Genomic DNA, 13,972 nt, shown 5'->3' on the forward strand with positions numbered 1-13,972 from the left:
GATCCAGACCGTGTTCACTCGGCAGGTCCTCCCAAGGCGTAGGTGCGGCGGAGCAATCGCCCTTTCACCAGCGCGTCAGCTTCACTCGTTGAAAGCTCGGGCTCCTGCCGATTTTCCAACGCTGTGAATGTCTCCGCCCATCGCTCAAAGGTAACGCCAGTCGAGACCAGGGCCGCACCCCCTTCCTGGCGGCAATCGGCGGCGCGCTGCGCGACCAATTCTTTCGCCGCCTTCAGCGTTGGTTGTGACGCAAGATCATTGACGCTCGCAGACGGTACCTGCGGTCGTTCGAGTGCGCGCATAATCGCGTTGAGCGCTGCGACCAGGACATTGATCCCGGACTCCGCCAATAAGTGCTCACGATACCCGGTGAGTCTATTTTCCGCAGTGAGCACGTCGCCGCCGAGTGCGCCGAGCGTTGCTTTCGGGCTTTCGAGGAGCTTCCGCGCTTCCTGCATCAGGGGCTGAAAATTGCCGAGCTTGGCGGGAGCATCGAACTCCTGGAGCAGCCGCTCTGCTTCGACGGGCAATTCCTCGGACAGCGCATCCGCGATGATGCCGGGTCGCGCCTTGATCGTGTTCCAGTTTTCGAGCGGATCAAAATCTGCTGGTGCGTGCAGCGTCTGCGCGTCGATTGCCCGGATTCTGGCCGTTTGATTTTCGAGATCACCCGCCACTTTCTCGAAGGTCGCACGGAACTCACGGTATCCGCTCGCGAGGTGTCCCCCGATCTCCGCGAGCGGCTTGGGTGGGTCGCCGTCGAGACCAACCTCGCGAGCCAGTGCGTCGAGTTTTTCGGTGGCGTGAGCCACGTCGAGATTCTGAAGGTGGTAGCGGAGCGTCCCCGGCTCCTCGTGCTGCTTGCGTTGTGTGCCGCTTTCACCGGGCGTCTCGCGGAGCGCACCGTCGAGGATGTTCCGAATCTTCTCCAATGGCCGGGTAAAGAGCGCACGCGGGAAAGCCGGCAACGCGTGGGTCTCATCTTCGATCGTCTGCTTGAGTTCCTGAATCCGCGCCACGATGCGATCACGCTGTTTGTTCACGTGCTCTGCGAAAAGTGCGGCCTTGCCAATCCGCTCCCAGAGCGGCACCGCGTCGTTCTCGAAATTCAGCGTCTTGAGATTATCGGCGGGCCGCAATTCGCGGAACCGATCGGCGCGGTAAACCCAGTCAACGGCCTGCTGCACTTCCAGGGCGAAGTCGTGCGCCAGTGCGCAGCAACTCGGCGAACTGCACCGGGTCGCTGGTGGTGGCATACTTCGCTTCGACGGTGTCGAGTTTTTCGAGGCACTCCTTTGCCCGGTCCAGCTTTTCCCTGGCGCCGAGTGTCTTGACGCCGGTCGGCCCGAAAAGAGCGCGCACACGATCATCGCCGAACACCACCACAAGCTGGTCGTTTACGATCTTCGTGTAGGTGTCGTTGAGCCAGTTCTCCGCCGCTTGTCTTTCTCCCGCGAGATGCTCGCGAAGGATAACACAATAACGCTTCTCATTGTCACCGACGGCGGGATCAAGCCGGGCAAAGCCCATCTCGCAGAGAAGTGCCATCCACTGTCCGAACACCTCTTTTTTTCTGAACTGTGGCTCGAAGGCGTAGCCCCAAAACCACTCGCGTTCTGCAACATCGAGCGACCACGTGCGACCGGCGAATAGGCGACGCAAGAGCGTGGCGACGAAGGCCGGCAGTTGGGGCTCGGCTCCTTCATTCAACCGATCGAACAAGCCGGCGCGTTCTTCCGCACGATACGAACTCCTGGCCGCGGCGGAGCTTTCCATTCGGCGCAGCAGATCGAGAATCTCCTCGACCTTGAGCCCGCTGTGTTCATCGGCATGAGCAAGCGTTCGGCGCGCCTCATCGCCGAGAAACATCCAGCGCCAGGCGCTGAGCAATTGGTCGCGGTCTTCATCACGCAGCACGCCGCCCGGTCGGAAGGGCCAAGCGATGCGTCCGAGCTTATCCAGCGCCTCCCGCCAGTTGCCGACGTGATCCTTGAGCAAACGATAAAAGCTCTGTGCGCGGGTGTGAAAGGCCGAGGTAAGCTGCCCGGAGCCCAGGACGAAGCCGCTCCACGTGGCCCGCGGGAGACCGATCTGATGGAGCATAGTCTCCTCGCGAGGCGATAGCTGAAAGACAGTAGCGAAGGTGCGGGAATCGCGCACCTTCGTCGATGCGGCCGAGGCGATTTGATCCGCGAGAGCGCGCGACGACGTTAAGACCACCACGGGCGTTCGACCCAGCTTGTCGAACTGCGCCGTCACCACGTCACAAAGCTTCTCGTATTCCTCGATGTTCCGCACCCATGCGAGCACCGCGCGACCATCAGGATGCAGCTTCAGCCAATCCGCACGGAGTAGTCCCTTCTTCGTGCCGCCGACGGTCTCGATCGCGACGAAGTCCCCGCGCAGCGCCGGTGTGACTGGATCGTATTCCCAATGATCATCGAGCACCCGCATTGCACCGGTGAGGATCTGGCGGGCGCGTTCATTTTCGTTCTGCGCCTTGACGGCGACGAGAGCGGACTCGAGCGCGGTGTTGCCTTCCGTGTCGCGAAGCACCTGCGTCTGCGCGTTGTCGCGGCGGAGCCGCAGGTTGACCCGCTGAAGCATCGAGGCAGACGGTCCGAGATGCGTGGCGCGCTCGGGCGGAAACTCCGTCGTGTTGTGGAAAAAGAAACGCCAGAGAGCACGGGCCGCATCCTCCACCGCCGGATGCGGATAAAGCATCGCTGCAAGGTCGCAGAAATCCCGCTGTGCCAGCGGAACGAGTAAAACGTGCCGGCCACCTTGCGGCGGTTGACCTTTGGTCTCGTGGATCGCGTAGGTGCCGAGATTGGCGAGGAGCTGCCGCAGGTCGAAGAAGCTGGTCGATGCCGCCGAGTTTCCAGCGCTCTTTCTCCCGCTGAACCGTCCGTCGCGCAACGCCTGCGCACATTGCTCCTCCGACCAGTCCACGCGCTGAAAGTATTCCGAGATTTCCTCGCCGTATTCGTTGTTCGCCTTGGTCAGCAGCTCGCGCTGTTCGTCCGTCCAAGCGGTGAGCGGTCGCGGGAGCTGGCCGTAGAGAAATTCCTCGACCGGTGCCTTCTGCGCCGCGGGAACGTTGATTCCGCGGAGCACGGTGTGGTCGAGCACATGCGTCTTCACGCGGGCGGATTTCGCCACGCACTCGCTGAAAATTCGCCCGAGCGTCGCTTCGCCACCGAGATCCCGCAGCACCTGATCCACGGAGGACATGATGACATTGAACCAACCGAAGTTGCCGCCGCTCATCGCGTAGGCAGCTTCGACGACGCCGGTCGGATATTCCTGCGCCAGCCGCCCCTCTTCGCGGAGCTTGCGCACGAAATCGCTCACGTCGGCGAAGGCATTGCGGCTCAGGTCCACGAGTTCAAAGCGCCGCGCCGTGGACTGCACCTCGCGCAATTCGTCACCGATAGCTGGCGAGCAGAGCGCGACGTAGCGGAGCCACGGGAGTTTATGCCGCGGGTCTTCCTCCTTGATCGCCCGGGCGATTAGTTTGATCGCAGCACCGTCGAGCCGGCGGAGGTCGCCTTCCTCTTTCCCAAAGGTCACGGACTCAGTGATCGTTTCCAACTCGTCGAGCACCACAACGACGTAGGCGATGCCGAATGCTTTAAAATAGGCGTAGGCTGCTTCGCACAGGCGTGTGACCAGTGTCTTGTCGCCATAGAGTTTTTCCGGCGTGTGTCCGGCATCTAGCTCCAGCGCCGCGGCGAGCTTGTCCTTTTCAAAGCCGAGAGCGAAGAGCCGGTCGTAGGCTTCCTTGGCGATGTTGCCCTGGATCGAGCCATCGAACTCCTCCTTCGCGAGCGGTAGCAGTGCTTTGTAGAGCCCGTAGCCAAACCAGTTGTCTGTGTTTTGGTGCTCATTCGCGATCTGCGTGTAGCGGATGAATAGGCCGAGATACTTGTCACGATCGGGCGCGTCGCGGAAGAGCGCGGAATCCGCGATGTTGCTCCCCGACTGACGGGTGAACCAACCGCGACCCGCATCATTGATCTGTCCGATGAGTTCGTAGCCAAGACGCGATTTACCCACGCCCCACGGAGCCACCGCGGCGAAGACCTGCACGAAGCCTTCCTGGTCGTGTTCGACCACATGGATGAAGTGCTGGAAGGTTTGGAAAAACTCACCCTGACCGACGATCGGATGCGTGAGAGGATAACCGGAGACACCACCGGGAGACCACTGGTGCTGGCGGCGTAAAGCTTTGGAGTCTGGAACAGAGGCCGGCATAACTTCAGGCTGTGACGAGAGTGGCAGGTTTATCCAGCGCCGAGCGGCTGGCTGGAGCTTTTTTAATTAGACGTTCCTGTGCCCATTGCTCGGCCGCGGTGCGCAGCGCGCGGGCGAGCCGTTCACCGGCGCGATAGAAATGGTTGCTGCCAAAAATGCGCAGGCAGGCGCTGCCGAATTCCTCCGCAATCCAGTATCCGGGCCGGCGGGCGACGCGTCCGCGTTCGTCGAAGGTCCACACTTTGCACCGTAGCAGCTCGCGGATGACTGGGGCAAGGCGGGCGTCGAGGGTGGCGGCATCTCGCGTGGGAGCGATCAGGCCCACGCCGAGGATGGCCAGAGCGCGTTGAAGCAGTTCGCTCAGTGGACCGCACACGACTTCGCGAGCATCCGGCAGGGTCACCACCACATCCACACGCGGTGGCTGATGAAATTGCGCGATGTCGGCCACTTCGAGCGCCAGGCCGCCGGTGAGCCGCTCCGCCGCCCACGTTTCTTGCGCGAAGACAAGCTGCGCGAGCAGCATCGGCCACGGGCGCATCACTACCCAGCGCAGCACGGCTTCGTGGGGAGCATCGTCGGCTTCCCTTTCGGCTTTTGAGAGCGGCGCCCAGGTCCCGTCGAGAACCGCGGTTGCGTCATAGCAGGGCGCTTCGTCGGCATCGGGAAGGCGGAGGAGGCGGTTGCGCACCCAGGCCCCGGTCGGGTCGAGGGGGCGGAGGTCCACCGGGGCGATAATCTCCGAGGTTGGCAGCGATGCGGTTGCAGCGAGGAGCCTCAAGAGCGGCGGCGTGACGACGGCATTCTCGGCTGACGCGCCCAGCAGGCTGCGTTCGAGTTCCGCGTGGGCCGTGGGTTTGAGCGAACCTTCCGGTAGGACGGCGCGCACTTCTTCGGCGGCGGGACCGAGCGGGCCGATGAGGTTACAGAGCGACGCAACATCTCCGCGTAGGCCGGCCTCGTGGACGCGGGCGGCGATGACGCGGAGCCAGCCGACACGCACCGCCGGTTCGACGGCGGCGAGGGTGGCCACGGCTTCGGCTTCGTTCGGGAGCGCGGACCAAAGCTGCATGAGCGCGGGCGTAGCCACGGCACGGTTGCCGTCGGTAGAGAGCGCCCAAAGCCCGCGAGCCCGGCTGGCGGGAAATTCCCGTAAGTCGGACGCCGCCGTTTCGCCGGTCTGCAGGAGCCGAAGCAACCCGCGCATCAGGATCGCCTCCTTTCCAAGGCTTCGGTCTCTCGATCCAGATAAGCGTCAGCTTCCGGGAAATCCTTTGCCAGCAGGTGAATCAACGCCTCGATCCGGTTAGCTTGGATTTCGCGGTCTTCCTCAAAGAACATGCTGTTGATTCCGATAAGGCGCATGCGCGCGGGAATCCAAAACAGCGAATCTTTGAACCGAGCTCTCCAAATGCCACCACCGCTCATTCCATAGGGCTCAGGGAGGTCTTGCCATTCGCCCGTGAACACGTCGAGCACCCGCTCCGGATATTCCATTCGCATATTCAATGGGCGTGATCCCGGCTTGCCCCAATCAAAGTCCTCCGGAACGTTTGTTTGGTAGAGGAACGAGTCGTAGAGGTGGATTATGCCGTGTTCGGTCTTGTGCGCGGCTTCTGGCATTCCAAAAGTCATCGTCAGGTCTTCCGCCAGGCCTTCTGGAAACAATTCGAAGTCATCCAACGTCAGCCAGGATTTATGCGCCAATTGCCGCAGACACCATTCGGACGGGCGGAGATAGCCCACGTCGAGATCATCATCGCTCACGCCGCTCATAAAATCCTTCTCCTCGGGTGCGGCACGCAGATTGGAAGGTTTTTCCTGCGCCACAATCTGCAGCCGCTCCACGTCATGTCGCTCGATCACATGCGCCGCCGTCACGATTAGAGGAGTGTCGTTCGCACGCACCAACATTCCCGTGCCATGGTCATAAGGCGTCTGCTCATTATGAGCAGCGATCACGACGGTCCGATCGAACAAATACCGGTTAATGGCGGGCTTTGCCTCCTTCATTATCGCGATTTTCGTCTGATCAGTCACAGCGTCCTAAGTGGCTTGAGGTTGGTCGCTCTGTTGCAAGGCGCCATAAAGCGTCTCGATGTCGGGAAAGAGCGGATCGCCGGGCAGGTCAAAGCCAGCACGAGTGAGACGGGAGAGGAGAGCGCGGTCGGGCGCAGTGTCGCCGCGATCTAGTGCTTGCTGAGCAGCAGCCAGTTCTGCCTCCGTCACGCGGCCTTCGATGAGGGCTTCAACTAGTTGCTTTGAAGCAGTCGTCAGGCGCACTGCAGTGCGTCGCAGGTCAATAGATTGCCGTCGACCGGAAGAAACTGATTGGAAGAAATATGGGCTAACGCTTGCCGGGTCAGGCACGGGGAAAACGCGAAGGTTCTCTAATGAGAAAAATGCATTTATCGCTCCGTAGACCTGTTGTTCGATCAACACTTGGCCGAGGTTCGACTCGCAAAAGGCGGCAACGAAGTCCGCTGTCGCCAAATCGCGAATCGGAACACGCGCGATGTCTTGGTTGATATTGCAACCTCGAAGTTCCTCGTCGATGGCTGCCGCGTCACCGACGGTTCCTTTGATTGAGATAACCAAATCTCCCACAGCCAATCTGCTCCGTTTGATCGTTTCTTCGCTGTCCGTGTCCATTCGTGGAAGCGTGTCCCGATAGATGTCGCCGTCATGAAAATCTTGCCCCCGAATCCAAGGCACACCCACAGCGCCAAAGCGCGCATCCCCTGGTGTCCCCCCATTAGTGATGCCGGGATAAAGCGCCCCTAAAAAAGCGAGAGCGGTGCCAGATTTGCGGATTGCCGCCTCGGCGTGCACGAAGCGCGGGTTGTGATACCATGCGTCCACGCGCCCGTTGAGCCGCTCAGGCCGAACCCTATAACCGCGCGTCATCGGTGCTGGTGAATAGTGGCTGAAGTATTCGTTGAAGGACGCCGCGACTCTCCGCGCTAAAGCCTTCCCTGCCTCCCTCAAGCCCTCGGCCTGGCGCACTTTCTCTCCGACGTAGCGTTCACCGTCCGAACTAAGCTCCGGTAACAAGACGTCCTTTGCATCCGTCACGCCCAAATACTGAATGATGCTACCCAGCGAGCGTCGTTCGAGTTGCCTCCGCCCGTAAGGAGTGAACAAAAAAGCTGCAACGAATTCGGTGTCGTGACTGCCATTGGGATGAATGGCGATGATGTGCTGGGTGATGTTCGCACGCGGAATCCAGTCCGGGACGACGCAAATTTTTTCGCCGACGCTGGCTTTGACGATGAGCAGGTCGCCGGGGCGAACCTCCGACGCAATCAGGTCATGATGCACCGCCTCATCAAGGTGAGCCATGCCATCGTAGATGACAGTCATCTCGCCGACATTGCCGACACGGAAAAGGGGAACACCCGAGGCAAGGTAAAGCTCGCTCGGCAGTGCGGACCCGAACGGGCCGGCGAAGAACTTGCCGGTCTCGCGAAGTTCAACGGAGCCGAACTCACGCAAGATGCGTTCGTCGCGAATGTGCTCGGGCCGGTAATAGTCCGGGTCGAGCCGCTTGGGCGCGAGAAGCAGAGAAGGAACGCGGGTGGCCAGCATCTTGTTACTCCCCGCGGATGTATGAACCCGTGATCCCTGCGAGATCGTTAGGTACGCCTTTGCTGTAGTCTTCGACATTGTTCTTCACCTCGTAGCCGAGGTGGTCGGCCACGCCCATGAACACATCCTTCTGCGGCTCATCGGCAAAGTGCTCGGGGTCATTGGGACGGGCGTGACGTTTCTGGAGGTAGAGGTAGCTGGTCTTGGCTCCGGTCCCGGAGAGTTTGAAGGTGTCTGACGGCAGAGACACGACCGCTTTGACGATCGCCTTGCCCCCGTGGAACTCACCGGTGACCGGGTCTTTCTTCCCCATGATGTATTCGCGAACGTAGCGCTCGCCGGAATTGCAGAGGACTCCATCGGGCAGGATGATGATGAGTCGTCCGCCGGGCTTGAGCAGTTCCAGGCAGCGATCGATGAAGAGGACGGCGGGATCGATGCTGGTGGGGCTGATGGGAGTCCACCGGCCCTTTTTGTCGGGGCTCGCGCCCATCGCCTTGCCGGCGACCGTCGGTGTGTAGCGATAGACCTCTTTTTTCCCAATCGGGAACCAACCCATGCCTGCCACAAAGGTATAGGCCGTCTTGTCGCCATCGGGTTCGAGGTCGGTGCGAAAGCGTTTGAGAATCTCGCCCATTTCGGTCTCGTAGCGCTCGCGAGCTTCGTGCTGGCCTTTCTTGAACTTGGGCGTGCCGAATGGCGGATTGGTGCAGATGAGATCGAAGGTGCCGGGTTCGAGCTGATCGGTGGTGAGCGAGTTCTGGACGTAGAAGATGCGGGCCTTGGGCGCGCCGAGCAAAGCCATGTTCACGCGGGCGAGCGTGACCATGACCGGCGCCGAGTCGGCTCCACAGAAGCTGTAGGTGAGATGGTCCTCGAAGAGTTTCTTCCGCTTCACGTCGTCGAGGTTCAGCTCGGCAAGAGCGCGCTGGAGCCGGCCGACGGCGACGACTCCGAAGCCGTAGGTGCCGCACGCCGGATCGCAATAGCGGAAGACGGGCTTGTCGCCTTTGTAGGCGGCGAGCAGCTCGGGGGTCTCGGCGAGGATGTCGTGGAAGGCGATGTCGAGCATCGACTGCTTGACCGGCGCAGGTGTGAGGTAGATGCCAAGCCCGCCCTTGCTGTCGAAATTGCCGCGCAGGAAGACATCGAACGCCCGCCCGAGGGCATCGGCCGCCATGTCGGCGAAGGTGCCGTTGGCTTTGATTTGGACGCCACGGTTGTCGGTGACGGGGCCGAGGTTTTGGATTAGGTCGAGGAGCGTCTCGTAATTGCGCTGCTGCTCGAGCTGGAGGTGGACATTCTTGTCGAAGATGGGGTGGGACTCGCCCTTGTCGTCGGTGACGACGTAGTCCGCGTGGCCCTTGAACTGATCGAACGCGGCCTGGATCTCGGCGACGGCGGCTTTGCCGTTTGCCCGGACGTAGTCGGCATCGAAGACATCGGCGAAGCGGCGCTTCCGGTTTTCGTGGGTGAACTCAATGTTCGGATGATGAAGCCGGAAGGATTCGAGGAAGAGGAACTTGGCGACTTCGAGAATGATGTCGTTCTTGCCGTTCACTCGGTCCTTCACGGTCTGATAGACTTGCTCGTGGAACGAGTTGAAGCCGTTCATCAGGCGCTCGTATTGGCGCATCGACCAGCGATAGGTCGGGTCGGCTTTGAGGCGTTTGTATTCGCCGATCTCCTGGACAGTGGGAAGCTGGTCGATCTCGTGCGGCGGATGATTCGCGATGTCGAAAGTGCGCTCGTGCTCGCCATCGGTGGCGATGGCGAAGACCGGGTAGGCATCCTCGGCCGTCTCGGTCGGCGTCAGCGCCCAGGCGCGGGATTGCACATGCTCCGGTCGCGCCTTATCCCACTGCTCGGGCGTGAGCGCGAGGAGCAGGAGGCGTGGGGTGAGCACGCCTTTATGCCGACCCCAGACGATGGCGGCGGATTCGTCGTCGCCGTCGGTGAGCGGCTGTTCGAGATCGAAGCCGCGTTCGGCGAGCTTGGTGGTGAGGGACGCGAGGGCGTCCTTGGCGGTGAGTGTTTCAGTTTCAGTTTCAGGCATGGTCGAGGAGTTGGACGAGACCGGGGCCGAACAGGCGAAGGGCGCGATGTTCGCGGGTCAGAGCTTTGAGTTGCGCAGTCGAAGTCTGGAATTGAGCGGGGAGGAGTTTGCGGATTTCGTCCGGGTGGAGTGGCCCTCCGCCGCGGGCGCGGAGAATGCCGATGACGGCTTCGAGCAGCGCCTCCTGCGGGGAACGCTGGCCGGCAGATACGGCGATGTCGTTGCCTTCACTCCTGAGGTGGATCCCGGGCGCGACGGTGAGAAAGAGCCGGAGTTGTTCGCGAGTCCAATTACTGCCCGATTCACGGACCATGGCGTGGACCTGCGAGAGCGCCACGGGTGCGGCGCGCAGAGTCGGGAGCAGTCGATCGAAAATGGCGGGGGTCATGGGCGCCGGAGTGTGGCTTGTTGGATAGCACGCGCGCGATGCAAAACGGAGCGCCATTGGCCATGGAGATCGTTCCGCCGACGGAGCACGCGCGCGAGCGTGCGTTCCCAGCGGACGAGGGTTTCGTGCGGAAAGCGCGGGAGGAAGACGTGGGCAAGATCGGCGGCGCGGATGAACTGCTGAGCGGTGCCCGAGGTGAACAGGCGGATTTGCCGGGCGACGGGTTCGGTGGCGAGGATGAGCGCCCATGCGCCAGGCGTGTCGTGGAAACGCAGCCGCGCCCAATGATCGACGGCGAATACCGGAGCTGGCGGGTCGTCGGCCAGCCAGGCGACACGGGGATCGGAGCCGAGCGTGGACATCAGCACATCGCCGGCGTGAAGCGGCCGGCCGTAAAGCCGGGAGCCGGCCGAGGTGGAACGAGGTTCATCCGGGATGTTCAGGTCGAACGAGCGGCGAACATCGCTGAGGCGCAGTGTACGCACTGGCTGGCCGGTTTCACCGAGCCGCTCCGACGGGGTCGGAAAGACAAGGTCAGGCAAGCGCTGCCAGTCGGCGTCCCGGTGAAGAGTCTCCGCCTGGGCGTTAGCCGCGACATGCACCGGGACCAGCGAGTCATCAATCAACTCGCAGGAGAACCAATCGCACCACGTCGGCGCGCCATAGCGAGATGCGGTTTCGTTCCAGCTCGTCCGGGCAACTTCGTTCTCGACGGTAGTACCGACCTCCCCGTGGAGTCGCATCAGCTCGGTGTCGGCCTCGGCCAACGCTGCTAGGGCCACCCAGGCTTCCTGCGCCAAAGGCGCGAGCACTGCTGGCGGCGGAGGCAACGCGAGATCGCGCAGCACAGAAAGCCTAAGCCGCGGCAAAACGGCAGCTCCCGACCGGCGTACCAGCATATCCGTGAACGCCGCAGTGTTCAGCCAAAGAAGCCACCAAAAGGCCACGCTGCGGTCGAGGCCACGTAGGATTATGCAGTTTGCATCCACGGGATGCCGATGATGCACGGGCATGACCCACGCGGCGCGGATCGGCGCGATCTTCGTAATGAGAACGTCTGCAGGGCGAATGCACCGCGAATGCTCGACCTCGGGCACTTCGCCATGCTGGGAGTCCATGGACAGGAAAAATTCTCCGATGTGGGCGGATCGGTACAAAATGGAGGCCTTCCCGTCGGCATCCGGATCCGCCCTCAGCCCTTCCAGGAAGTGGCGGGACGCTCCGCGAACTTTATTACTAAAGAATAAAAGATACGGACTGCGACAGAAGAAGGCGGCGTCCAGAACGTCAAAACCCGCTATGGCACTAGGGGAGATGCGCGAAGTGGCTGACGTTTCTGATTCCATGCAGGCTCACACCTTGCAATAGTTTGCGCGAACGTGCAAGACAAAATGAAATGTGAGTTCGCATGTATGAACACATTTCTGATTGACGACGCCAAAAAACCTGCCAAGATCGGGACCGTGATTCACCGATTCGCGAGTGCGGTCGGGGAAGAGCATCGGGTGGGAACGCGGAGTTACACGCGCCCCACCCGACGCTGGAGACAGACCGAAGCCCGTCCGTGAGAAGACTTCAGCTTCGGTCGGTCTGAAAGCGGAATCAAGACAAACCAACGCCGGTAACCTCGGCAGCAGTTCAGACCGATATGAAATATCTACACGAAGAGTTCGATTGTGCGGGCGGCGAGACCGTCCGCGTGGACCTCAACAAGCAGGCCAACGTGCGCCTGCTCGACGACAACAACTACCGCCACTTCCGCTCCGGCGGCAGGTATCGATGCGGAGGCGGCTTGGCGAAAACGACGCCGGTCTTGCTCACCGTTCCCAACGCGGGTCGCTGGCATGTCGTCGTGGACCTCGGCGGTTACGCCGGCAGCGTCCGCGCGTCCATCACCCTGCTCAACTGAGGAAACGACCATGGCAAAAATTCATTTCCTCAACGTTGGACATGGCGATTGCACCGTCATCGAACACGGAAACGGCAACCTGTCGGTCATCGACATCAACAACGGCACTGAACTCGACGACGATTCCGCCGATATCCTCCTCCACGCTTATGCCCGCAACACCACGGACTACTTGGCGAAATGGATGGAGTGGAAAATTGGAGGGGTTCAAACGACCAGAATTCTCGCGGAGGCGGGATACGAAATCGAACTCACGAACCCGATTGAATTCCTCAAGAAGAACTATCCGGGACAACCGATTTTCCGATACATTCAAACCCACCCTGATTTCGACCACATGCGTGGCCTCGCGGCTCTTGAGAACTCTGGCATCCCGGTGCTCAATTTTTGGGACGTGGCGCACACCCGGAAGTGGAAGGAGGGTGAGGACAAAGAGAGCGACAAAGCGGACTGGGAAGCCTACCAGCGCTATCGTTCGGGGAAGAACAGCGCCACGGTGCTCAACCTGCTCCGCGGCTCCCATGGGAAATACTACAACCAGGACGACACTCCTGGTTCCGGCGGCAACGGTCTCCACATCCTCGCGCCCACCACAGAACTGGTCGCGGACTTCGACGAAGACGGGAAGCGGAACGAACTGAGCTACGTCCTCCAATATCGGGTCGCCAACCGCCGGATTATCTTCGGTGGCGACGCCGAGCAGGCGGGCTGGGAATCCATCCACAACCATTACGGCGCGAATTTGAAATGTGATGTGCTGAAGGCCAGCCATCACGGTCGCGATACGGGATACTATCAACCGGCGGTGAAGGACATGAGCCCAACGGTGGTCATCGTCTCGGTCGGCAAGAAACCCGAGACCGATGCGAGCGACAAATACGCCCAATATTGCCAGGAGGTCGCTTCCACCCGCTGGTATGGAGACATCACCCTGGAAATTGATGGTGAGGGAAACATGGCATGGACGACGAGCAAGCAGCGCAAGAGTAGGAGGGCGGCCTGATGAAGACGAACTACTTCGACCACTATAGTTTCCGGGCTCGGCTCCAGCCGGCGTTTCTGGCGCTGGTGCCGCTCGCCGTGGGCGTGATGGCCTGGGCACAGCCCGGAGCAAAATGGGTGACGGCACTGTGGAGTTTGCTCGGCGCAGCGGGCTTTACCTTCTTCCTCGCGAATATCGCCCGAAACAGGGGGAAGAGCATCGAGCCGAAACTGTGGGAATCGTGGGGCGGCACACCGACGACGCAACTCCTGCGGCATCGAGGCGAAGGAAATCCCGTCCTTCGGGAACGCTGGCATCAGCAACTCGCGAAGCTGCTCGGCCGACCGATGCCGACCGCGGCAGAGGAGGTCGAGGACCCGGCTGCCGCAGACGCCCTGTATGAAGCCGGAACGAAACTACTCATCGGGAAAACCTACGACGCAAAGGCGCATCCGTTCGTTTACCGGGACAACGTGAACTATGGCTTCTGCCGCAACCTACATGGCCTTCGCGGGCTCGGCATCGCTGCCTCGGTTGTCGGTGCTCTCGTGAGCGTCGGCGCGGGTGTCTGGTTTGTTGCGCAAGGGAAAGCACAACTGCTCCCGTGGGGCTCTGCCGGTATCTGCGTTGTCATGCTCCTCTGGTGGGTCTTCACCGTGACCGCAGCGTGGGTAAAAGTGCCGGCGATGAACTACGCGCAGCATCTTTTCGCGGCGACGGAGAGCCTGACAAAAGCGAAGAAAGTGAAGCAACCACGCGACGATTAGGCGTGCGTCTTCAAATAATTTTCGA

At 61.1% G+C, this 13,972-nt stretch carries 11 protein-coding genes; 3 read left to right on the forward strand and 8 right to left on the reverse strand.

Going from position 1 to position 13,972, the window contains the following annotated elements:
* Positions 1-14: 14 nt before the first annotated feature.
* Genes CFE428DRAFT_RS06140 through CFE428DRAFT_RS06175 form a run of 8 tightly spaced genes read right to left on the reverse strand, consistent with a single transcriptional unit; the run spans position 15 to position 11,407 of the window.
* Positions 15-1,187: a hypothetical protein gene (locus CFE428DRAFT_RS06140; protein WP_006978605.1), complete on the reverse strand. Its 1,173-nt coding sequence runs from the start codon at positions 1,185-1,187 to the stop codon at positions 15-17.
* On the reverse strand, positions 1,171-4,257 hold the full coding sequence (locus CFE428DRAFT_RS06145; protein WP_006978606.1) for a hypothetical protein: 3,087 nt from the start codon (positions 4,255-4,257) through the stop codon (positions 1,171-1,173). The genes CFE428DRAFT_RS06140 and CFE428DRAFT_RS06145 overlap by 17 nt, the downstream gene beginning before the upstream one ends.
* A 4-nt stretch (positions 4,258-4,261) precedes the next feature.
* Positions 4,262-5,464 carry a hypothetical protein gene (locus tag CFE428DRAFT_RS06150; protein WP_006978607.1) on the reverse strand — a complete coding sequence of 401 codons (1,203 nt, stop codon included), beginning with the start codon at positions 5,462-5,464 and terminating at the stop codon, positions 4,262-4,264.
* A complete protein-coding gene (locus CFE428DRAFT_RS06155) occupies positions 5,464-6,297 on the reverse strand; it encodes a hypothetical protein (protein ID WP_131989751.1) in 834 nt (277 codons plus the stop codon). The genes CFE428DRAFT_RS06150 and CFE428DRAFT_RS06155 overlap by 1 nt, the downstream gene beginning before the upstream one ends.
* A gap of 6 nt (positions 6,298-6,303) precedes the next feature.
* The gene (locus CFE428DRAFT_RS06160) at positions 6,304-7,845 is read right to left on the reverse strand and encodes a restriction endonuclease subunit S domain-containing protein (RefSeq protein ID WP_006978609.1); all 1,542 of its coding nucleotides are present in this window, start codon (positions 7,843-7,845) and stop codon (positions 6,304-6,306) included.
* 4 nt (positions 7,846-7,849) lie between these two features.
* A complete protein-coding gene (locus CFE428DRAFT_RS06165) occupies positions 7,850-9,901 on the reverse strand; it encodes an HsdM family class I SAM-dependent methyltransferase (protein ID WP_006978610.1) in 2,052 nt (683 codons plus the stop codon).
* Entirely contained in the window at positions 9,894-10,289 is a 396-nt protein-coding gene (locus tag CFE428DRAFT_RS06170) for a hypothetical protein (protein WP_006978611.1), read from the reverse strand. Before CFE428DRAFT_RS06170 ends, CFE428DRAFT_RS06165 begins: the two co-directional genes overlap by 8 nt.
* Positions 10,286-11,407 carry a restriction endonuclease subunit S domain-containing protein gene (locus tag CFE428DRAFT_RS06175; RefSeq protein WP_042724506.1) on the reverse strand — a complete coding sequence of 374 codons (1,122 nt, stop codon included), beginning with the start codon at positions 11,405-11,407 and terminating at the stop codon, positions 10,286-10,288. Before CFE428DRAFT_RS06175 ends, CFE428DRAFT_RS06170 begins: the two co-directional genes overlap by 4 nt.
* Before the next feature lie 530 nt (positions 11,408-11,937).
* Here CFE428DRAFT_RS06175 and CFE428DRAFT_RS06180 point away from each other — a divergent pair.
* The 3 genes from CFE428DRAFT_RS06180 to CFE428DRAFT_RS06190 are packed head-to-tail and all read left to right on the forward strand — an operon-like array spanning position 11,938 to position 13,947.
* The gene (locus CFE428DRAFT_RS06180; RefSeq protein WP_006978614.1) at positions 11,938-12,198 is read left to right on the forward strand and encodes a DUF1883 domain-containing protein; all 261 of its coding nucleotides are present in this window, start codon (positions 11,938-11,940) and stop codon (positions 12,196-12,198) included.
* A gap of 10 nt (positions 12,199-12,208) precedes the next feature.
* Complete coding sequence (locus tag CFE428DRAFT_RS06185) at positions 12,209-13,201, forward strand: ComEC/Rec2 family competence protein (protein WP_006978615.1); 993 nt, start codon at positions 12,209-12,211, stop codon at positions 13,199-13,201.
* Positions 13,201-13,947, forward strand: coding sequence for a hypothetical protein (locus CFE428DRAFT_RS06190; RefSeq protein ID WP_006978616.1), 747 nt, complete (start codon positions 13,201-13,203; stop codon positions 13,945-13,947). Before CFE428DRAFT_RS06185 ends, CFE428DRAFT_RS06190 begins: the two co-directional genes overlap by 1 nt.
* Positions 13,948-13,972: the final 25 nt, after the last annotated feature.

It is taken from the genome of Chthoniobacter flavus Ellin428, assembly GCF_000173075.1.
Lineage (GTDB): Bacteria > Verrucomicrobiota > Verrucomicrobiia > Chthoniobacterales > Chthoniobacteraceae > Chthoniobacter > Chthoniobacter flavus.